We start from the raw sequence: 20,663 nt of genomic DNA on the forward strand, positions 1-20,663 counted from the left end.
CGTAGCATTGGGGTAACAGAATGACGAAGCATCACAGCGACTGGAACACCACCTGGCCGCAATGGATACCGGAACATATTCGGACTTATATCATGCACATGCGGGAGGGGGACAGCATCCGTGCTCTGGCCCGCGACGGCGGCTGTCATGCCTCCACGATCCTGCGGCAGATCCGTCAGGTGGAAAGCGCACGGGAGCAGCCGCTACTGGACGACGCCCTGACCTGGGTGACGTCCATCTGTCGGGATATTGGTTCCAATAAGGAAACAAATACCGGGGCGGGCGAAAAGCTTTTCACCCCCTCGGAGCTACCGGAATTCCAGGAAATCGACCGCGAATTGCCAATTGCCCTGCGTCGGATCGCACAACCCAAGGCGGTGATGGCCATTGCCGCCGGAATGGACCGCGCGGTGATCGTGCGCGACCGACCGACTGGCGAGGCGCACCGCCTGGGCATCGTCGACCGGCCCGTCGCCCATGTGCTGGTCCTGAACGACTGGATCAGCTGCGACAATCCCGGGCGGATCAGCCGCTATCACATCACCCCGGCGGGCCGGGCGGCGTTGAACGGCATGATCGCGCAGGACGAAAACCGCGCCGGCGGGTTTTCCGAGGCGCCGGGCCTCTTTGCCGCCCCGGCCCAGACCAGACGCCGGTCCAGCCGGGCCTCATCTCTGGCCGACACCCCTGTGACCGCTCTGGCACGCCGCCGCGACCCCAAGGGCGCGCCCTATCTGGAGCCGCCCCTGGTGCGCGCGGCAGAGCGGATACAGGACGATTACGAACTGGCGCAGATGGAGCCACGGATCACCGCCAACTGGGATGATTTCCTGACGGCGGGCGTCTCCGGCCCCGGTCTGGTGCCTGACCCGGCCCTGCAAGGCGGGGCCGCCGCCCGCGAAAGGGTCAGCGCCGCCCTGCGCGCCCTGGGGCCCGGTCTGGGCGATGTGGTGCTGGAATGTTGCTGTCGGCTCAAGGGGTTGGAAGCGGCGGAGAAGAAACTCGGCTGGTCCGCCCGGTCGGGCAAGATCGTGCTGCGCATCGCCCTGCAACGGCTCAGCGCCTATTACGACGGGCTGAACGACGGCGGCGGGTTGATCGGTTAACCGCCGACCAGCCAGCCGACAAAAAACGCCACCGCCGCGCAGATCACCCCCAGCAAGACGGTCTCTCCGACCGTTCGGCCCAGGCGTTCCGAGGTGGCGTTCCAGCGCAGCAGGCCAAGCGCGACAAGGGCGGCGAAGGTCGCCAGCACCGAGAGAACGAAGGTGCGCTGCGAGGCCTCGAACAGGAAATAGGGGATCAGCGGAATGGACCCGAAGAGGACGAAACTGCCGAAGGTGAAAAGCCCGTTGATCATCGGGTTATCCTCGTCCGGGTCATGCATGCCGAATTCATAGGTCATCATCATGTCGGCCATCATCTCCGGATGGCCGGACAGGATCTCCGCCACCCGTTCTGCCTCCGCATCCGGGAGGCCGCGTTGCCCCAGGATGGCGACCATCTCCCGGCGTTCCTGATCCGGGTTGTCGCGAATCTCCCGCATCTCCATCTCGCGCCGTCCACGGTAGAGGTCGTGCTGCGCGCGCCCCGACAGAAACTCGCCCAGCCCCATGGACACCGCATCGGCAAAGAGGTTGGCCAGCCCGAAGACCAGCACCGCCAGCCCGCCGATCTGCGCCGCGCCTTCGGCCTGCGCCCCGGCGAACCCGGCAACGATGGCAAAGGTGGTGACGATCCCGTCATTGCCGCCATAGACGATCTGCTTGAGGAATTCCTGCGTCCGGCCCAGCCCATGGGCCTTGCGGCGGTGTTGTGTCCAATCCACGGTCGGTGATCTCCGTCTCTGGCGGTCCTGACACCGGGTCGGGCCGTCCTCTTTGATATAAGCGCGGCTTGAGTGTTGCGGCTGTCGGGATAGGATAGGCTGATGAATCTGACATTGCGACAGCTTACCTATTTCAAGGCCCTGGCCGATGCGGGCAGTTTTGGCCGTGCCGCCGATGCCTGCCGTGTGTCTCAGCCCGCTCTTTCCATGCAAATCAAGGAGTTGGAAGGGTCACTTGGCGCGCCCGTGGTCGAACGCCAGGCCCGTCGCGTCGTTTTGACGCCCTTCGGCCGACGCATCCTGGATCATGCCGAACGGGTGCTGGAGGAGATGCACCGCCTGGAGGAGGCCGCGCGCTGGCGCGAGGGTCTGGCCGGGCGGCTGGCCATCGGGGTGATCCCGACCGTCGCGCCCTATCTGCTGCCGGGGTTGCTGGCGGGGCTGCGGGCCTCCGACATCGCGCTGGATGTGCAGGTGCAGGAGGGCAAGACCGCCCGGCTGATGTCCGATCTGATGGAGGGGCGGCTGGATGCGGTGATCCTGGCGCTGCCCTCGGGCGCGCAGGACGTGGTGGAACGGCCGCTGTTCGACGACCGCTTCCTGCTGGCCGGATCGCCCGCGCGGATCGAGGCGCTTGGCGCCCGTGCCGAAACCCTGCGTCCGACGGAGATCGGGCCGAGCCAGCTGATGCTGCTGGAGGATGGCCATTGCCTGACCGATCAGGCGCTGGAGGTCTGCGGCCGCGGCCGGGGGCATGCGCAGATCCACACCGGGGCCTCGTCGCTGGCCACCCTGTCTCGGCTGGTCTCCGCGGGGTTCGGCCTGACCCTGATGCCGGAGATGTCGCTGCCGAACGAGGGGCGCGATCTGGCGCTGCTGCGCTTTGCCGATCCGCAGCCCTGCCGGACCATCGGGCTGGTCCGCCGCGCCTCCTCCCCGGCGGGGCGCTGGTTCGATGCGCTGGCCACACTGGCGACCGAGGCGGGGGAGCGGGTGATCGGCGAGGCGCGAGGGTTTGGGTAGGGCGACGGAGTTTGACTGTCTTTAACTTAATCAGAAACCTAGTCCACTTCTCCCAGCTTTGATCGGATGTACCGCCCGGCGGCACCGCCGGGCTGCGCCACCCCGCGGGACGGCACAGCCCTCAGTTTGTTTGTAATCCGGTTGCGAAACCCTCATCCAACCTGCCCCCCAACCCTTGCACCCCCTGCATGCCAGACCTGCGTGACCCCGTGTCACTGGCAAATCGACCGCAAGGGGTCTATTCTCCGCCAGAACACCGGTCGCAACCGAAGGCCAGCCATGCGCGATTTGAAGATCCCCGAGCAACGCCACCCCGAAAAAGCCCGCAAACCGGACAATCCGCAGCCGAAAAAGCCGGATTGGATCAGGGTCAAGGCTCCGACCTCCAAGGGATATTTCGAGACCCACAAGATCATGCGCGAGCACAAGCTCACCACGGTCTGCGAGGAGGCCGGCTGTCCGAACGCCGGCGAATGCTGGAGCCAGGGCCACGCCACCATGATGATCATGGGCGAGGTCTGCACCCGCGCCTGCACCTTCTGCAACATCGCCACCGGCAAGCCGCCCGAAGACCTGGATGTCTTCGAGCCGGGCCGCGTCGCCGATGCGGTGGCCAAGCTGGGCCTGAACCACGTGGTGATCACCTCTGTGGACCGCGACGATATCGAGGATGGCGGGGCCGAACATTTCGCCATGACGATCCGCGCCATCCGCAAACGCGCGCCCGGGACCACGATCGAGATCCTGACGCCCGATTTCATCCGCTGCGCCCCAGAAGCGCTGGAGGTTGTCGTTGCGGCGAAACCCGACGTCTTCAATCACAATCTGGAAACCGTCCCCGGCCTCTATCCGGAGGTCCGCCCTGGTGCGCGCTACTTCCATTCCCTGCGCCTGCTGCAGCGGGTGAAGGAGCTGGACCCGACCATGTTCACCAAATCCGGCATCATGGTCGGCCTGGGCGAGACCCGGCAACAGGTCACCCAGGTGATGGAAGACATGCGCGCCGCCGACATCGATTTCCTGACCATCGGCCAGTACCTGCAGCCGACACCGAAACACCATGCGGTGGATCGTTTCGTGACGCCGGATGAGTTCAAGAGCTATGAAAAGACGGCCTATAACAAGGGCTTCCTGATGGTCTCGGCGACGCCATTGACCCGCAGTTCCTACCACGCGGGGGATGATTTCGCCCGGCTGCGGGAGAACCGGTTGAAGAAGATGGGGATGGCGGGGGCGTAGGCCCGGCTTTTCTGTTTCGTTTGGTCTTCGACGGGATCAAGTCATTGTAAAGGGCAGCGTCCGACCCGAGGGTGGCGCGATAGCGCCGCCCTGGGGGGCGGGTCGGCGCTGCCCGGCGGTGCCGCCGGGCGGGACTTTCGTTTGACCCTCGCAAAATTTTGTTGGGCCGTAGGGCGGGGTTCACTCCGCCACCCCCCCCCAACTACCCCGCCAGCACCTGATGCACGATGGCCCGCTGCGCCGCCGGGGAGCGGTGGATCGCCGCGATGGTTGCCAGCAGGATCGACTTGGCCGCCCCGGTGCTCTGCAGCATCTTGCGCGCCCGTTCCGTCACCTCGATGGCCTCATCCGCCAGGGGCCGCCGCGCGGCGTCGTAGTCCTTCTGCGTCCCCTCGATCAGCCGTTCTGCCAGGTCGCAGGCATCGGCGATCCCGTGGTTCATGCCGCGCCCGCCGACCGGTGAATGGGCATGGGCGGCATCCCCGGCGAGAAAGACGCTGCCTTTCTGAAAGACCTCCGCCCGCTTCACCTCGATGGTGAAGGAGGATTCGCGGATCACCTTCTCGGGCTCCAGCGGCACCGGCAGTGCCGCCAGCGCGTCGGGCAGGCTGGAGACCACGCGGTAGCGATCCGACGCCATGGGCACGACCACGGCGATCTGCCCATGCGGCAGCAGGAAGCCGCAGAACCGATCCCTGTGCGGCCAGTCGGGGGCGATGACATCAGCGATGGACCAGTGGCCGGGCAGGCTGCGCCCGACATAGTGGATGCCCGCCGTCGCCCGCACCCGGCTGTGCACGCCGTCGGCGCCGATCAGATAGCGGGTCTTGGCCCGGATATGCTGGCCGAAGTCCAGCTCGATATGATCCGCCTTGACGTGATAGTTGGTCAGCGGCCGCATGTATTCGACTTCGACCCCGTAGCGTTTGAGCGCGGCGATCAGATGCGCCTCCGTCCGGTCCTGCGGCAGGCCGAAGATGGAGCTGTCGTCGTCGAAATTGAGGGGCAGATGCAGGATCGGCTCCGCCCCCTTGTGCATGGTCAGCCCTTCGAAACGCACCGCCTCGGCCTCGATCGCGGGGCCTGCGCCGCAGGGGGTGAGCAGGGCGATGCTCTGCGGGGTGATCCCGACCGCGCGGGACAGGCCGGAGGGGCCGTCCTTCTGGTCGAAGATACGCACATCGCCGCCACGCCGGGCCAGTTCCACGGCGGCGGTGAGGCCGGTCGGTCCGGCCCCGATCACGGTAAACTCTGTCATTCGACGGCCGGAACCGCCTTCAGATAGGCCACGATGGCGGCGATATCCGCCTCCGGCAGATGCGACATGTTCTGGACAACCTCGGCCATTTCCCCCCCCGCGCTGTCAAAATCGGGCGTGAAGCCCGTTGTCAGGTAAGCGGCAATATCCAAATCCGTCCAGTCAAGTTTTGCGGGGGTGATGTTGGGAATGGTGCCCTTGCCATCGGGCGAAGGCGCCCCGGCCAGCCATCTGCCGGTGTCCAGCCCGCCAAGCGCGTTGCGCGGCGTATGGCATTCGGCGCAATGGCCAAGCGCCTCCACCAGGTAGCGGCCGCGTGCCAGGGTTTCGTCCTGCGTCTCGGCCATCACCCAGTCGTCGTTGAAGAACAGGAACTTCCACCCGCCGAGGACACGCCGCACCGAAAACGGAAACCCGACCTCATGTGCCACGTTCGCCGTGTCGTCGGCGGGCAGGGTGGCGAGGTAGGCGTGCAGGTCCGCGACGTCCTGCGGCGCGGCCTTCACGTAGGAAGTATAGGGAAAGGCGGGATAATAATGTGCGCCGCCGGGCGAGATGCCCCGCATCATCGCATTGCCCAGGTCGGCCACGCTCCAGTTGGCGATCCCGGCCTCGGAGGGCGAGATGTTGGGCGCATGGAAGGTACCGAAATCGGTTGCGAAGGCGCGGCCACCAGCCAGGACCATGCGCGCCTCGCCCTCTGCGCCGGGCGCGGAATGGCACGACGCACAGCCGCCGGCCCAGAAGACCTGCTCGCCGCGCGCGGCGTCACCGGTCAGACCGGCAAAGGTCTCCTCCGGCAGGGGTTTGGGGGCGGTCACCATCCAGAAGACGCCGCCCCCGACAAGAGCCAGAAGAAAGAGAAGGGCCAAACCCCGGGTTAATCTGGACATGGCCCGTACTCCTGTGACGATCAGTTGGGTGCGCGATACGCCTTGTGACAGGCCCCGCAGGCCCCGCCAAGGCCACCCATGGCCGCCCGGAGCGCTTCGAGATCATCCGCGGCCTCGGCCGCCATGGCCGCCTCGACCAGCGCGCCACCCTTGGCCGCCGCATCTTCCATGTTCTCCCACAGGGCGGGCAGGGCGCGGGAGCCCTCGATCTCGCCCTGGGCCGATCCGGCGGGCCAATAGGCCATCTGATTCTGCGAGGACAGTTTCACCAGGTTGCCTGCCGCTGCCTTGGCCGCATCGGCGTCATAGTCGATTTCACCCTTGGCCATCGCGCCAAGCGTTCCGATGTTGAAGGCATACAGCTGCATGGTGGCCTGACGCGCCTTGGCGGCTTTCATCAGATCCTCGTTCGACATGTGGCTATCGGCTTGGGCGGCACCGGCCAGCCCGCAGCCCGCAATCAGCAGGCCCGCTATGAGGTGTTTCATTGGTAACTCCCTGTCAGAACACTCCGTCTTGAACGTTAGACGAGAATTTCATGTCAGGCAGTGACTAAATCGTGAAGTGATGAGGACGGCCCTGATCTGCCCGACTCACGTGAACCGGACCTTGCCAATGAAGGGCAGGTTGCGGTTGCACTGCGCATAGTCGATGCCGTAGCCGACGACAAACTCGTCGGGGATCTCGAAGCCGGTGTAATCGGCCTTGAAGTCCACCTCGCGGCGCGAGGGCTTGTCCAGAAGGGCGATGGTCTTCAGCCGCTTGGGCCGCCGCGATTCCAGCAGGTGGATGACATGGTTCAGCGTATGGCCGGTGTCGACGATATCCTCCACCACCAGCACGTTGCGCCCCTCGATCTCGCCGCGCAGGTCCTTGAGGATCCGCACCTCGCGCGAGCTTTCCATCGCATTGCCGTAGGACGACGCTTCGAGGAAATCGACCTCCACATCCCGGTCGCGCAATTCGCGGACCAGATCGGCGATGAAGACGAAAGACCCGCGCAGCAACCCGACCACGACGATGCGTTCGTCGCGCGGAAACTCGCGCCGGATCTCGTCGGTCAGCTCTTCGATGCGGGCGGCGATTGCCTTGGCCGAAATCATCTGGTCGATGACATATGGACGCGTGGTCATTCTTCTTCCTTGATCTTGCGGCGTCACCATACGACATGAGATGCCCAAGTAAACGCGTCAAAGGGGCCAAATGCCACGTCATTCCGAGACACGCCACCTGCCGTATACCGCGCAGCAGATGTATGACCTCGTGGCCGATGTCGCGGCCTATCCGGAGTTCCTGCCCTGGTGCGCCGCCGCGCGCATCCGCAGGCGCGAGGACCGGGAGGATCACGAGGTGATGGAGGCGGATCTGGTGATCTCCTTCAAGGTGTTCCGGGAAAAGTTCGGCTCCCGCGTGGTGCTCTGGCCGGGGGAGAAGCGAATCGATACCGAATACGTGGACGGACCGTTTCGATATATGAAATCGGACTGGAAATTCACCGAGGCCGAGGGCGGCTGTGATGTGCATTTTCACGTCGATTTCGAGTTCAAGAACGCGATGCTTCAACGCATTATCGGCGTTGTTTTCAACGAGGCGATGCATCGAATCGTCCGTGCCTTCGAAACCCGGGCCAAGAGCCTTTACACCCCCGTTTCGGAATGAGTGGTATCAATGGCCGCTGCGGCGCGCGTCTCCTGCCTCCTCACGGTCGTCAGAAGGTTAACATATTCTAACCGCAATTGGCCGCCACGTTTCCTGCCGGGTGGAGAGAAGACAGGAGACGAACATGACCATGATTGGAGGCGTTGGAGGAACTTCGGGAATCGCACCTGGCCAGTCGGGTAACGCGCCTGGCAAACAGAACAATATCGAGGAAACGCAATCAGAGCCGGTTGCACCGGCCCCTTCCGAAGACCCGGTCGCGGAACCGACTGCCGCTCCGGCGGCTGAGGAAACGCCGACCGAGGCGGGCAGTCCGACCGGACAGACCCCGACGGAGGGTTCCGGAACTGGCGGAACGAACGCTAGCGGTGATGGGAGTGCCGCGGGCGGAACATTGGACCCCGGCGCAGCACGCGACGACAAGGTGAATGCCGAAGACTTCGCACGTCGTGCGGCGATTTCAACCCAGGCAAAGCTGCATAGCGAAGCCCTGTTCGAAGAGTTGGAAACAGAGGCCTTCTCGCTTCTGCTCGCCAAGAAGCCGAGCCCCTCGGAGGCTTATCCCAAGTCCGAGCCGGAGGTTCGTTCGAGCAATATTCAAGACATGAAGGTGTAATACCTTCGCCTGATTGGGCTCCCCTCCGAAAGGAGGAGGGCCCCGCGTCGATGCGACGCCCGCTGGCGGTGTGAGCCGCCCCTCATTTCCCGAAACTATCAGATGCGCGCACACCATCCTTCGGCTGAAAACGCTGGACTGGATGGCCGGTGGCCCTGGCCTGGCGCAACGCCATGCGTGCTGGAGGCGCTGAGTTGCCGAGGCGAAAATCGGGTCCGAGTCATGACACGACCTGAAATGTGCTTGCCTTCGCCATCGTCATGATCCGTATCGTTAACAGTATTGATCGAAAACGGGGACAACATGCCCAAATCATTAACAAGGCATAAAGCGAGTGGTTTCAATGCCTTAAATGAAATTTGTTAACTGAAATTAAACTAAGATTGCCAAAACTTTAACATATTTGTGACGCATTCCTCCTTCAGAAGCGGCTTCGGTGGATAGTAAAAGAGGAGAGTGCTGCATGCCTCTTATCAGTAACGTATTGGGCCATTTCTATTCCGGGGGCGTCCCCTCCGCGGCCAGTTCCGGATCGCAAGGACAGAGCCGGGTGTCGAACCCCGAAGACAATATCTTTGTGGACGCCGATGAGGAGTCGACCGGCTCCGGCTCGGCGACCTCCGGCGTCAGTTCGGCCAACTACGGAAATTCGACCGGTCAGACCGACAAGGCCGATGAAGAGATCATCGCCTCCGTCCTCGCGGCCTTCGAACCGAAGAAAGAGGCCGACAAGGGCGCGGAAGAGGACTTCTCACGTCGCGCGGCCATGTCGACCCAGGCCAAGCTGACAAGCGAGGCGCTGTTCGAGGCGCTGGAGACCGAGTCTTTCTCGCAAATTCTGGAGTCCCGGCAGTATGTCCAGGACGCCTATGGCAAAAGCAACGCACAGTCGCGCTATGCCGAAAGTGCTAAACTAAGCGCCTGATCGACTGATTTGACAGGCAGCGCTGAACGGGATCAGGGCCCCTCCGTCAGGAGGTGGGCCTTTTTTCCAAGCGCTTCAGGTGCGCCGTAGCCATGAGACGGGCCGCAGCCCCGGAGAAGGGCGCCCCGGGCTGACAGCCCGACAGGCGCCCGTTCCCTGGCGACACGTGCCCTTACGACACGTGCCCTCAAGACACGTGATCGTAGGCGCGCTCGCCATGCTGGGCGAGGTCGAGGCCGGTTTCCTCGGTCTCGTGATCGACCCGCATGGGCACGATCATCCCGACCAGCTTGGCCAGCACAAAGGTCACAACCACGGTAAAGACCCCGACGATGGCCAGCGAGCCGAGCTGCGCGACAAAGCTGGCCTCGCCGAAAACCGCGATCATGATCGTGCCGAAGATGCCACCGACCCCATGCACCGCAAAGACGTCCAGCGTATCGTCGATGACCAGACGGTTGCGCACGAGGTTGACCGCCTCCTGACACAGCACACCGGCCACCGCGCCTATGATCAGCGCCTCGACCGGGCCGACAAAGCCTGAAGCCGGGGTGACCGAGGCAAGCCCGGCGATCGTCCCGGTGACAATCCCGACCAGAGAGGACTTGCCGTACTTGATCCGCTCCCACGCTGCCCAGGTGATGGAGGCCGTCGCAGCCGAGATATGGGTGACGGTCAGCGCCATCGCCGCCCCGCCATCCGCCGCCAGTTGCGAGCCGCCGTTGAACCCGAACCAGCCGACCCAGAGCATCGAGGCCCCGATCATCACGTAGCCGGGGTTATGCGGCGGTTTGGTCCGGTCCCGGCGCGAGCCCAGCATCACCGCGATGACCAGCGCGGCTAAACCCGCGGTTTCATGCACCACGATCCCGCCGGCAAAGTCGCGCGCGCCGATCTCGCCAAAGATCCCGCCATCCGACAGCATCCCGCCGCCCCAGATCCAATGGGTCACCGGCGCATAGCAGACCAGCAGCCAGAGCGCGGAGAAGAGGATCACCCAGGTGAAATTCGCCCGCTCCACAAAGGCGCCGACGATCAGCGCCGGGGTGATGATCGCAAAGGTCATCTGAAAGGCGAAGAACAACACTTCCGGCAGCGTGCCGGAGGTCGTCTCCGCATCAATACCCTGCAGGAAGGCTTTGCCCAGCCCACCCCAAAGCGCGTTGCCGTCGCCGAAGGCAATGGAATAGCCCAGCATGAACCAGACTACGCTCATCACGCAGGCGATGGCATAGCAATGCATGAAGACGCTCAGCACGTTTCGTGCCCTGACCAGCCCGCCGTAAAACAACGACAGCCCCGGCAGCGTCATGAACAGCACAAGTGCCGTTGCCACGATTATCCAGGCGGTATCCGCTCCGTTCATCTTATTTGTCCCTCATCCCGAATCTGAATGATCCGGGAGGTAGCGGAGCGTGAAGTGATGAAGGAAGCGGCATTGGCGCCAGAGGCGGTGAAAAATGCAGCAGTTTGCGCAACGCTTAAATTATAAGCAGGAAATCGGGTGATGTGATAAATAGTTGGGCGCTAGTGTGATGCGGATTTCAGCAGCAACGCCAGCGCATGATCGCGGGAGGCCGCGCGCACCCGGTCCCGCCCGAGCGCTCCGAATTGAACCGTTTCGGACACCGGATCGGCCCCGCGTCGCGCCACGGCAAAGCACACCATCCCCTCCGGTTTCGGCCCGCTGGCCCCGGGGCCAGCCACGCCGGTGATGGCCACGGTGATATCCGCATTCATCTGAGCCAGGGCTCCGGTGGCCATTTCCACCGCCGTCTCCTCGCTGACCGCGCCATGCGCCTTGAGCGTCGCCTCGCGTACCCCCAGCACCTTCTGCTTGGCGCCGTTGGAATAGGCGGTGATCCCGCCGACGACCACCTCCGACGACCCGGGCACGTCGATCAGCGTCGAAGACACCATGCCCCCCGTGCAGCTTTCCGCCGTGGCGAGTTTCAGATTGGCGGCCTTGCAGGCCTCAAGAACCTCTTTGGCAAGTGTCATGGCACCCTCCTACATCAGGAAACCGTGGACCACCGCCGCGCCAAGCGCAACGGTGACGGCGGCAAAGACCCCGGCGATCACATCGTCCAGCATGACCCCCAGGGGATCGTTGCGCCTATCGGCCCAGCCGATCGGCCCCGGCTTCCAGATGTCGAAAAGGCGGAAGGCGAGGAAAGCCATGACCCAACCGGGCCAGAGCGCCAGGACCGGCGCCCCCACATGCGCCGCGCCGATCAGTACCGGCAGCAGGGCGATCCACTGGCCCACCACCTCGTCCATCACCACCTCCGACGGGTCGTGGTTGTCCGAGCCGCGCGTCATCTCTCCGGTCGCCCAAACCCCGGCGGCGAAGAAAACCGCGCCGAGAAGGATCACCAGCCAGGGCCCGCCGACGATATAGACGAGCCAGGCCAGGGGCAGGGCGGCCAGACTGCCCCAGGTGCCGGACGCCGGGCGCATGTAACCGACGCCGCCGACGGTGCCTATGATCTGCGCCAGGGTCATGCCGACACCAAAGTCGCGCTGGCCAGGGCCGCGATCCCTTCGCCCCGGCCGGTGAAGCCCAACTGTTCAGACGTTGTCGCCTTGACCGAAATCCGGTCCTCCGCGATCCCCATGATCTGCGCCAGCGCGGCCTGCATAGAGGGTGCATGGGGCCCGACCTTGGGCCGTTCGCAGATCAGCGTGCAGTCGATATTGCTGATGCGGTAGCCTTTCGATGCCGCCAGATCGACGGCGTGTTTCAGGAAGATATGGCTCTCCGCCCCCTTCCACTGCGGATCGGAGGGCGGAAAGTGGCGGCCGATGTCGCCCTCGGCCAGCGCGCCATAGATCGCATCCGTCACCGCATGCATCCCCACATCCGCATCCGAATGGCCCAGGAGCCCCCGGTCATGCGGCACGGAGACACCGCACAGCATCACGTGATCGCCCTCACAGAACGCATGGACGTCAAACCCATTGCCCAAGCGGATATCCATGCCGCCCCTCCGTCTTTGCAGGATCGCCTCTGCCCGCGCGAAGTCGCCGGGATGGGTGATCTTGATATTGTCCTCGTCGCCCCGGGTGATGGTGACCTCCAGAGCCGCCGAAAGAGCCACCTCCACATCGTCGCGGGCGTCGCCCTCGAACCCGTCATGGGCGGCGGCGATTTCCCCGATGGAAAATCCCTGCGGCGTCTGCGCCCGCATCAGCCCGGCCCGATCCCGCGCGCCGGTGACCAGCCCGCCGCTCTCGGTCCAGAGCGCATCTGTCACGTCGAGCCCCGGGGCCGCGGCAATGGCGCCGCGGCGCAGGGCGTTCATGACATCCGTGATCACCTGTTCGTTGACGCAGGGCCGCGCGATGTCGTGGATCAGCACATGGGTCGCGCCAAGCGCCCAGGCCTTGGTCAGCCCCGATTTGACCGACAGGCTGCGCGTCGCGCCGCCGGTGACGCGGTGCACGTCGCCCAGGTCCAGGCCCATGTCGTCGGGGTGCAGCACCAGGACGATATCGCCGACCCGTCGAAAGGCGTCGATGGTCCAGTCGGCCACGCGACGCCCCGCCAGGGGGCGCCATTGCTTGGGCTGGCCGCCGCCCGCCCGCGCCCCGCGACCGGCCGCGACGAGGATGGTCACGAAACGAATGTCATCTTGCATCATGGCGACTGGATATGGTGAAACGCGCGCCCCGGCAATCCGAACTCGCCCCGGCGCGCATGCCTAAAAAATGTGCATTCGCGCAGTTGCGCGGCGCTTTTCTGATTGTCTCGCGTTGAGCCGCCCCGGAGAACGCGATACTCAGGCTCTATTGCACAAGGTTTAGGCATGTCCTTCCCGTTCGACACCGATACATCGCGACCCGTCGTTGCCCTGGCCCCCATGGCCGGGATCACCGATCTGCCCATGCGCAACCTCGTGTCGCGCTTTGGCGCGGATCTCGTGGTCAGCGAAATGGTCGCCAGCGGAGAGCTGGTCACCGCCCGCGCGGGCACCCGCGAACGGGCGGAGCTGGGCATCGGGCAGGCGGCGACCTCCGTCCAGCTGGCCGGGCGCGAGGCCCGCGTCATGGCCGAAGCGGCGCGCCAGGTGGCCGATCTGGGCGCAAAGATCATCGACATCAACATGGGTTGCCCGGCCAAGAAGGTGACCGGCGGGCTGTCGGGCTCCGCGCTGATGCGCGACCCGGACCACGCGCTGAGCCTGATCGAGGCGGTCGCCGAAGCCGTCGATGTGCCGGTGACGGTCAAGATGCGCCTGGGCTGGGACGACGACAGCCTGAATGCACCGCAACTGGCACGAATGGCCGAAGGGGCAGGGGCCGCGATGATCACCGTGCACGGGCGCACCCGCTGCCAGTTCTACAAGGGCCAGGCCGACTGGGGCGCGATCCGCGCCGTGACCGAGGCGGTGACGATCCCGGTGCTGGCCAATGGCGATATCCTTGACGCCGCCACGGCCCGCAGGGCGCTGACGGCCTCCGGCGCGCAGGGCGTGATGATCGGGCGTGGCATCCAGGGCCGCCCCTGGGCCGTGGCCGAGGTGATGGCGGATCTGTCGGGCACCAAGTTCGCCCGCCCCGCCGATCCGGCCGCACTGGCGGCAGAACACTACGAGGCGATCCTGGCCTTTTACGGCACCGACCTGGGCCTGCGCGTCGCGCGCAAGCACCTGGGCTGGTACATGGACGCCGCCGCGACACCCGCCGCCCTGCGCGGCACCATCCTGCGCAGCCGCGACACCGCCGAAGTCCTGCGCCTGCTGCCCGAAGCCCTGATGCCGCGCGCCGCGGCCCCCGCCGAAAGGGCGGTCGCATGAAGATCGAAGACAATCCCGTCTGGAATTCACTGCCCGTCCCCGCGATCCTGCTGGACCCGGAAGACAGTATCGTTGCCATCAATGCCTCCGCCGAAGGGTTTCTGAACACCTCGTCCAAGACTATTTACGGCACCAAGGTCTGGGAAAAGGTGATGATCGACAGCCCGCTGGAGAACGCTTTTCAGCGCGCGAGGGAAACCTCCTCTCCGCTGTTCGTGAACGACGTGGATGTGGGCACCGGCGACCGTGCGCCGTTGCATTGCAACCTGCAGATCGCCCCGATGGCCGATGCGCCGGGATATATGCTGTTCCTCATCTCGCCGCGCGAACTGGCAGGACGCCTGACGCTGGACCATACGGTCAAATCCGCCGCCCGCTCGGCCATCGGCATGGCCGAAATGCTGGCGCATGAGATCAAGAACCCGCTGGCCGGGATCACCGGGGCGGCACAGCTTTTGTCGATGAACCTTTCCAAGGACGACCGCGAGCTGACCGACCTGATCGTCGGAGAGACCCGACGCATCGTCAAACTGCTGGAACAGGTCGAACAATTCGGCAACCTGACCCTGCCGGACCTGCGCCCGGTGAATATCCACGATGTGCTGGACCGCGCCCGCCGCTCCGCGCTTCTGGGGTTCGGCGCGCATATGAAGATCGTCGAGGATTACGACCCCTCGCTGCCGCTGGCGCTGGCCGATCCGGATCAGCTGCTGCAGGTGGTGCTGAACCTGCTCAAGAACGCCTCCGAAGCCGCGGGCAAGGAGGGGGGTACGATCCGGCTGCACACCTTCTTTGAACATTCCTTCCGCCTGCGTCGCTCCGACGGCAAGGGCAAGGCGCTGCCACTGCAGATCGAGATCATCGACGACGGCCCCGGCCTGCCGCCCGACATCGCGGACGAGATTTTTGATCCCTTCGTTTCGGGCAAGGAGAACGGCACCGGCCTGGGCCTCGCGCTGGTCAGCAAGATCATATCCGACCACGGCGGATGGATTTCCGTCACCTCTGTCCCGGGCAAGACCGTCTTTCGGCTGTCGCTTCCGATGGACAAGGCCCGCAAGACGTCAAAGACCAAGGAGAGCTGAGCATGGATGGCACCATCCTCGTCGCAGATGACGACCGCACGATCCGGACCGTCCTGACCCAGGCCCTGACCCGGGCCGGGTGCAAGGTTCATGCGACCTCCTCTCTCACCACGTTGATGAGATGGGTTGGCGAGGGGAAGGGCGATGTCGTCATCTCCGACGTGATGATGCCCGACGGCAACGGGCTGGAGATGCTGCCCAAGATCGCCGAAGACCGTCCCGGCCTGCCGGTGATCGTCATCTCGGCCCAGAACACGATCATGACGGCCATTCAGGCGGCGGAGGCGGAGGCCTACGACTACCTGCCCAAGCCCTTTGACCTGCCTGACCTGATGAAACGTACCGCCCGCGCGCTGGAGGCGCGAAAGCGCAACGCAGTGGCGCCCAAGACCCAGGACGACAACGAACGCCCCGATGAACTGCCCCTGATCGGGCGGACGCCGACGATGCAGGCACTGTATCGCTTGATCGCGCGGGTGCTGAATACCGATCTTCCGGTGCTGATCACGGGCGAATCCGGCACAGGCAAGTCCCTGATCGCGCGGGCCATTCACGATTTCTCCGACCGCCGGAACCTGCCCTTTGTCACCGCCGCGGCGGCCGAGTTGCAGGACATCGAAGGCCCCGCCCAGGTGCTGGCCCGGGCCAAGGGCGGCACGATCATCATTGACGAGATCACCGATATCCCCGCCGAGGTGCAGGCGCGGATCGTGCGGATGATGGATGGCTCCGCCGACAACCTGCCGCGTTTCATGGCGACCTCCCAGGCGGATCTGACCCGCGCAATGGAGGACGGCAAACTGCGCCAGGACCTCTATTACCGTCTGTCGGGCGCGGCCATCCATGTGCCTGCCCTGCGCGACCGGGTCGATGATATTCCGCTGCTGGTCGAACATTTCCTCGCGCGGTCGGAACGCGAGGGCGCGCCGCTGAAGAAGCTGACCCCCGATGCGATGGAACTGGTCCGCAGCCATCCCTGGCCGGGCAATGTGCGGCAGTTGGAGAACGCGATTCGACGGCTGGTTCTGACCGCCCGAACGGACGAGATCACCAAGGCCGAAGTGGCGACGGTGATGGGCAACCAACCGGAAAGCGAACCCGCCGCCAGCGTCGAGGATGCGGAAAAGCTCTCCGCCTCCATCGGGCGGCATCTGCGCCGGTATTTCGACCTGCATGGCAACATGCTGCCGCCGCCGGGTCTTTATGCGCGTATTCTCAAGGAGATGGAGACGCCCCTGATCGAGATCGCGCTGGAGGCCACGGGCGGCAACCAGGCGAAATGCGCCGATCTTCTGGGGATCAACCGGAATACGCTGCGAAAGAAGATCACCGATCTGGATATTCGCGTGACTCGCCGCCGCCGATTGATGTAAAACCGCAACAGATACGTTGCGAAGCGGGCGCAGTCCCGCATTCGCACACCAGATATGGCGGTAGCCGCAGAATGCGGCACATTAGATGAGGCGGTCCCGTGGCAACTCGGGCACAAAGATCGACCTGGTCGTCCTTGATACGATTGGGTCGGCAACGCCGACTGCAGAATGCGGCGACACTCGGGCTGGTGATCCTCGGGCCTGTTCTGGTGCTTGCCACCTTCCTCGTCATGGGCCCGTTCAACCAGGGGGCTGCGGCGCCCTCGCTCCGGCTGATCCTGCTGTCCGATCTGGTCTATGTGCTGGTCGTCGCCGCACTGGTCCTGCAACGCGTCGCCCGCATGGTCGCCGCGCGCCGTGCCAAATCCGCCGGAAGCCGCCTGCACCTGCGCCTGACCGCGATTTTCGGGGTCATGGCACTGATCCCCACGGTGTCGGTCGCGATCTTTGCCGTGCTGACGATCAATATCGGGCTGGAGGGCTGGTTTTCGGACCGGGTGCGGCAGGTCGTCGGCTCCTCCCTCGCCGCTGCGCGCGCCTATGAGGAAGAGCACCGCGTCGATCTGGAGGAAGACGCCCGCGCCCTGGCCCGGTTCCTCAACACCGCGAAACAACGGGATTTCCTGATCTCCGACGCCGTGCTACGGCAGTTGCTGGCCAACGGGCAAAGCCAGATCCAGCGCGGGTTGAGAGAGGCCTATGTCATTGACGGAGAGGGGGAAATCAGATCGCGCGGCGAACGGTCGTACCTCTTCGACTACGAAGAACCCAGCACGGAACAGATCGAACAGGCGCTGGTCGACGGCTATCTGCTGATCGAGGATTGGGACAACAACGAATTCCGCGCCCTGATCCCGCTGCCCGCCTATCTGGACCGATTCCTTTATGTCAGCCGCGATGTAGATGGCGACATCCTCAACCTGCTGGACGACACACAGGAAACCGTGCGCCTCTATCAGCAACTGGAGAATGAGCGCGGCCGGGTGCTGTTCGAGTTCGGGCTGCTCTATATCGGCTTTGCGGTGATCCTGATCCTCGCGGCTGTCTGGCTGGGCCTGTGGTTTGCCGAACGTCTGTCCGGGCCCGTCGGCCGTCTGACCGGCGCGGCGCAGCGGGTTGGCGCGGGCGATCTGGATGTCCGCGTGACCGAAGGCGACGGCGATGATGAAATCGCCATGTTGTCGCGCTATTTCAACCAGATGACCACGCAGCTCAAGGGACAGCGCGCGACGCTGCTGGAAAACACCAACCAGATCGAACAGCGCCGTCGGCTGTTCGACTCCGTGCTTTCCTCCGTCACCTCCGGCGTTGTCGGGCTGGACCGCGAGGGGCGGGTGACCTTCGTCAACCGCTCGGCTGAGCGTCTGCTGGACTGGGATGAGGCGCATGAAAGCCTGGCCATCGCCGTGGCCGTGCCGGAATTCGGCGGCCTCTTCGATCAACTGCGCGACAGTGGCGGCCAGACGCTGCAATCCGAGATCAAGGTGGTCCGCGGCGGCCGACAGGAGGTGCTGCTGGTCCGCATGGCCACCCGGCGCAATACCGAAGGACGGCGCGAGGGCTATGTGGTGGCCTTTGACGATGTGACCGATCTGGTCACGGCGCAACGAATGGCTGCCTGGGGCGACGTGGCCCGCCGGATCGCCCATGAGATCAAGAACCCGCTGACACCGATTCAGCTGTCCGCCGAACGCATCCGGCGCAAGTTCAGCCGGTACCTGGAAGAGCAGCAGGTCGAGGACCTGGAGGCGCTGACCGAGGTGATCGTGCGCCAGACCGGCGATCTGCGCCGCATCGTCGACGAGTTCTCCAAATTCGCCCGCATGCCGGAGCCTGAGAAGCGCAAGGAGGATCTGCGCGACCTGTTGCAAAGCGCGGTCCTGTTGCAGCAGGCCGGCCAGCCCGAGGTCGAGTTTCGCGTCGATCTGGGCGACAGCGCCATGCCCGCCGATCTGGACGCCACCATGATCGGCCAGGCGCTGACCAACCTGATCAAGAACGCCGGCGAAGCGACCGAGACATTCCGCGAAAAGGGCGCGCCCGAAGGCTACGCCCCGGCAATCCGCGTCACGGCCTTGGTGGTGACCGAACCAACCGACCTGGGCGAGGCCGCCTGGGCCGAGATACGCATCGCCGACAACGGCATCGGCCTGCCCGAGGATCGTGCGCGCCTGTTCGAACCCTATGTGACGACGCGCGACAAGGGCACGGGCCTGGGGCTGCCGATCGTCAAGAAGATCATCGAGGAACACGGCGGCACCCTGCGCCTCGATGATGCGGAACCATTCGACAACCTGAGCCATTCCGGCGCCTGCGCCGTCATCCGTCTGCCCTTGATCGGCGGCGGGGCGGCCATGCGGGCCAAAGACTTAGCTAGTGAGGGACCATGAGTGATATTTTGATCGTGGACGATGAGCGGGACATTCGCGAGCTCATCTCGGACATTCTGGAAGACGAGGGCTTTGCCACGCGGCTGGCCGGCAATTCCGACGAATGCATGGCGCATCTCAACACCGAGCCGCCCGCGCTGATGATCCTGGACATCTGGCTCAAGGACAGTCGGATGGACGGGATCGACATCCTCAAACACGTCAAACGCGACAATCCGGATGTGCCGGTGGTTATCATTTCGGGCCACGGCAATATCGAGATCGCGGTCGCGGCGATCAAGCAGGGGGCCTATGACTTTATCGAAAAGCCCTTCAATATCGACCAGTTGCTGGTGGTGATCCGCCGCGCGATGGAGACCTCGCAACTGCGCCGCGAAAACCAGCAATTGCGCCGCAAGGACACCCAGTCGGCCGAGATGGTCGGCAATTCCGCCACCTTCCGCACCCTCATGGGACAGCTGGACAAGGTGACGAAATCCAATGGCCGCGTCATGCTCAAGGGCCAGTCCGGTTCGGGAAAGGAGATCGCCGCGCGCTACATCCATGCCAATTCCAACCGTGCCGATGCGCCCTTTGTCGTCGTCTCCTGCGCGACCATAGAAAGCGACCGGATGGAGGAGGTCCTCTTCGGTCGCGAGAGCCCCGAGCGCGGGGTCGAACAGGGCCTGCTGGAACAGGCGCACGGCGGGGTGATCTATTTCGACGAGGTCGCCGACATGCCGATCGGCACCCAGTCCAAGATCCTGCGGGTGCTGGTCGATCAGCAATTCACCCGCGTCGGTGGATCGGACAAGGTGCGGGTGGACCTGCGCGTGGTCTCCTCCACCTCCCGCGATCTGGAGGCGGAGATCAACGCTGGCACCTTCCGGCAGGAGCTTTTCCACCGGCTTAACGTCGTGCCGATCGACGTGCCCAGCCTGGCCGACCGGCGCGAGGATATTCCGGTTCTGGCCGGGTATTTCATCGAAGGTCTGCACAAGAGCCAGGGCCTGCCGCTGCGTGCGCTGTCAGACGATGCCGCGGCACTGATGCAGACGATGGTCTGGCCCGGCAACGTGCGGCAACTGCGCAACGTGATCGAACGCATCCTGATCCTGGGCGACGGCACCGGAGCGATCGAACCGCGCGAAGTGCCCACGGAAGACGACAAGCCGGAGGAGGAGGGCCGCGTGGTCCTCTCCGGCACCCTGGCCACGATGCCGCTGCGTGAGGCGCGTGAGGCCTTCGAAAGGGAATACCTGCTGACCCAGATCAACCGGTTCGGCGGTAATATCTCCAAAACCGCACAGTTCGTGGGGATGGAAAGGTCAGCCTTACACCGTAAACTGAAGTCTCTGGGGGTGGTGACCACGAACAAGTCCGGCGGCCGCGTGGCTCAGGTCGAGGACGGGGAATGATGTGAGGACATGCCCCGGCCCCGAGCCGGGGCCGCGTTGAGTAAAGACCGCGCGTCCGTGGCGGAGTGGTGATGCGACCTGTGGCGCGGGGCCCCGGCGCGTGGCCGGGGCATGGGAGCCTTTGGCGTCGCTTTAGGGAGATCGGGGATCAGTCATTTCGCGGTCATGCCCCGGCCTT

20 protein-coding genes are annotated in these 20,663 nt (G+C 64.6%); 11 read left to right on the plus strand and 9 right to left on the minus strand.

Features of this window, described 5'->3' with window-relative positions; all coding sequences use genetic code 11:
* Window positions 1–20 precede the first annotated feature (20 nt).
* Window positions 21–1,106, plus strand: coding sequence for a DUF6456 domain-containing protein (locus tag ACFC2Y_RS11300; RefSeq protein ID WP_375172968.1), 1,086 nt, complete (start codon window positions 21–23; stop codon window positions 1,104–1,106).
* Here ACFC2Y_RS11300 and ACFC2Y_RS11305 read toward each other — a convergent pair.
* Window positions 1,103–1,828, minus strand: a complete 726-nt coding sequence (locus ACFC2Y_RS11305; protein WP_375172967.1) for a VIT1/CCC1 transporter family protein — start codon at window positions 1,826–1,828, stop codon at window positions 1,103–1,105. The genes ACFC2Y_RS11300 and ACFC2Y_RS11305 overlap by 4 nt on opposite strands.
* A 102-nt stretch (window positions 1,829–1,930) precedes the next feature.
* Between ACFC2Y_RS11305 and ACFC2Y_RS11310 the strand changes: the two genes are divergently transcribed.
* Both ACFC2Y_RS11310 and lipA read left to right on the plus strand, forming a co-directional pair.
* On the plus strand, window positions 1,931–2,851 hold the full coding sequence (locus ACFC2Y_RS11310; RefSeq protein WP_375172966.1) for a LysR substrate-binding domain-containing protein: 921 nt from the start codon (window positions 1,931–1,933) through the stop codon (window positions 2,849–2,851).
* Window positions 2,852–3,130: 279 nt separating this feature from the next.
* Entirely contained in the window at window positions 3,131–4,090 is a 960-nt protein-coding gene (lipA, locus tag ACFC2Y_RS11315; protein WP_375172965.1) for a lipoyl synthase, read from the plus strand.
* A 202-nt stretch (window positions 4,091–4,292) separates the two neighbouring features.
* On the opposite strand, the gene ACFC2Y_RS11320 is transcribed toward lipA, so the two are convergent.
* The 4 genes from ACFC2Y_RS11320 to hpt form a co-directional block, all read right to left on the minus strand.
* Window positions 4,293–5,348 (minus strand): FAD-dependent oxidoreductase, encoded by a 1,056-nt coding sequence (locus ACFC2Y_RS11320; RefSeq protein ID WP_375172964.1) that lies wholly within the window; start codon window positions 5,346–5,348, stop codon window positions 4,293–4,295.
* Complete coding sequence (locus ACFC2Y_RS11325) at window positions 5,345–6,241, minus strand: c-type cytochrome (RefSeq protein ID WP_375172963.1); 897 nt, start codon at window positions 6,239–6,241, stop codon at window positions 5,345–5,347. The genes ACFC2Y_RS11320 and ACFC2Y_RS11325 overlap by 4 nt, the downstream gene beginning before the upstream one ends.
* Before the next feature lie 20 nt (window positions 6,242–6,261).
* Window positions 6,262–6,729 carry a cytochrome c gene (locus ACFC2Y_RS11330; protein WP_375172962.1) on the minus strand — a complete coding sequence of 156 codons (468 nt, stop codon included), beginning with the start codon at window positions 6,727–6,729 and terminating at the stop codon, window positions 6,262–6,264.
* Between the two features lie 105 nt (window positions 6,730–6,834).
* The gene (gene hpt, locus ACFC2Y_RS11335) at window positions 6,835–7,374 is read right to left on the minus strand and encodes a hypoxanthine phosphoribosyltransferase (protein ID WP_375172961.1); all 540 of its coding nucleotides are present in this window, start codon (window positions 7,372–7,374) and stop codon (window positions 6,835–6,837) included.
* Window positions 7,375–7,444: 70 nt separating this feature from the next.
* On the opposite strand from hpt, the gene ACFC2Y_RS11340 reads away from it, so the two are divergent.
* The 3 genes from ACFC2Y_RS11340 to ACFC2Y_RS11350 all read left to right on the plus strand — a co-directional run bounded on the left by ACFC2Y_RS11340 (window position 7,445) and on the right by ACFC2Y_RS11350 (window position 9,441).
* Window positions 7,445–7,900 (plus strand): type II toxin-antitoxin system RatA family toxin, encoded by a 456-nt coding sequence (locus tag ACFC2Y_RS11340; protein ID WP_375172960.1) that lies wholly within the window; start codon window positions 7,445–7,447, stop codon window positions 7,898–7,900.
* Window positions 7,901–8,024: 124 nt separating this feature from the next.
* A complete protein-coding gene (locus ACFC2Y_RS11345) occupies window positions 8,025–8,516 on the plus strand; it encodes a hypothetical protein (RefSeq protein ID WP_375172959.1) in 492 nt (163 codons plus the stop codon).
* A gap of 463 nt (window positions 8,517–8,979) precedes the next feature.
* Window positions 8,980–9,441 carry a hypothetical protein gene (locus ACFC2Y_RS11350; RefSeq protein WP_375172958.1) on the plus strand — a complete coding sequence of 154 codons (462 nt, stop codon included), beginning with the start codon at window positions 8,980–8,982 and terminating at the stop codon, window positions 9,439–9,441.
* A gap of 187 nt (window positions 9,442–9,628) precedes the next feature.
* Here the strand turns inward: ACFC2Y_RS11350 and ACFC2Y_RS11355 are convergent, their stop codons facing one another.
* The 4 genes from ACFC2Y_RS11355 to ispF form a co-directional block, all read right to left on the minus strand.
* Window positions 9,629–10,807 carry an ammonium transporter gene (locus tag ACFC2Y_RS11355; protein WP_375172957.1) on the minus strand — a complete coding sequence of 393 codons (1,179 nt, stop codon included), beginning with the start codon at window positions 10,805–10,807 and terminating at the stop codon, window positions 9,629–9,631.
* A 161-nt stretch (window positions 10,808–10,968) separates the two neighbouring features.
* Entirely contained in the window at window positions 10,969–11,442 is a 474-nt protein-coding gene (locus ACFC2Y_RS11360; protein ID WP_375172956.1) for a CinA family protein, read from the minus strand.
* Between the two features lie 9 nt (window positions 11,443–11,451).
* Window positions 11,452–11,946, minus strand: a complete 495-nt coding sequence (locus tag ACFC2Y_RS11365) for a phosphatidylglycerophosphatase A (protein ID WP_375172955.1) — start codon at window positions 11,944–11,946, stop codon at window positions 11,452–11,454.
* A complete protein-coding gene (gene ispF / locus ACFC2Y_RS11370) occupies window positions 11,943–13,082 on the minus strand; it encodes a 2-C-methyl-D-erythritol 2,4-cyclodiphosphate synthase (RefSeq protein WP_375186438.1) in 1,140 nt (379 codons plus the stop codon). Before ispF ends, ACFC2Y_RS11365 begins: the two co-directional genes overlap by 4 nt.
* A gap of 168 nt (window positions 13,083–13,250) precedes the next feature.
* Here ispF and dusB point away from each other — a divergent pair, with 168 nt between their 5' ends.
* From dusB to ACFC2Y_RS11395, 5 genes are all read left to right on the plus strand, one after another.
* Window positions 13,251–14,240, plus strand: coding sequence for a tRNA dihydrouridine synthase DusB (dusB, locus tag ACFC2Y_RS11375; protein WP_375172953.1), 990 nt, complete (start codon window positions 13,251–13,253; stop codon window positions 14,238–14,240).
* Window positions 14,237–15,325, plus strand: coding sequence for a nitrogen regulation protein NR(II) (locus ACFC2Y_RS11380; RefSeq protein WP_375172952.1), 1,089 nt, complete (start codon window positions 14,237–14,239; stop codon window positions 15,323–15,325). Before dusB ends, ACFC2Y_RS11380 begins: the two co-directional genes overlap by 4 nt.
* Window positions 15,326–15,327: 2 nt before the next feature.
* Window positions 15,328–16,698, plus strand: a complete 1,371-nt coding sequence (locus ACFC2Y_RS11385; protein WP_375172951.1) for a response regulator — start codon at window positions 15,328–15,330, stop codon at window positions 16,696–16,698.
* A gap of 98 nt (window positions 16,699–16,796) precedes the next feature.
* Window positions 16,797–19,088, plus strand: a complete 2,292-nt coding sequence (locus ACFC2Y_RS11390; protein WP_375172950.1) for an ATP-binding protein — start codon at window positions 16,797–16,799, stop codon at window positions 19,086–19,088.
* Entirely contained in the window at window positions 19,085–20,485 is a 1,401-nt protein-coding gene (locus tag ACFC2Y_RS11395) for a sigma-54-dependent transcriptional regulator (RefSeq protein ID WP_375172949.1), read from the plus strand. The genes ACFC2Y_RS11390 and ACFC2Y_RS11395 overlap by 4 nt, the downstream gene beginning before the upstream one ends.
* The last annotated feature ends 178 nt before the right edge of the window (window positions 20,486–20,663 follow it).

The sequence above is a fragment of the Pseudooceanicola sp. genome (genome assembly GCF_041987405.1).
GTDB lineage: Bacteria > Pseudomonadota > Alphaproteobacteria > Rhodobacterales > Rhodobacteraceae > Pseudooceanicola.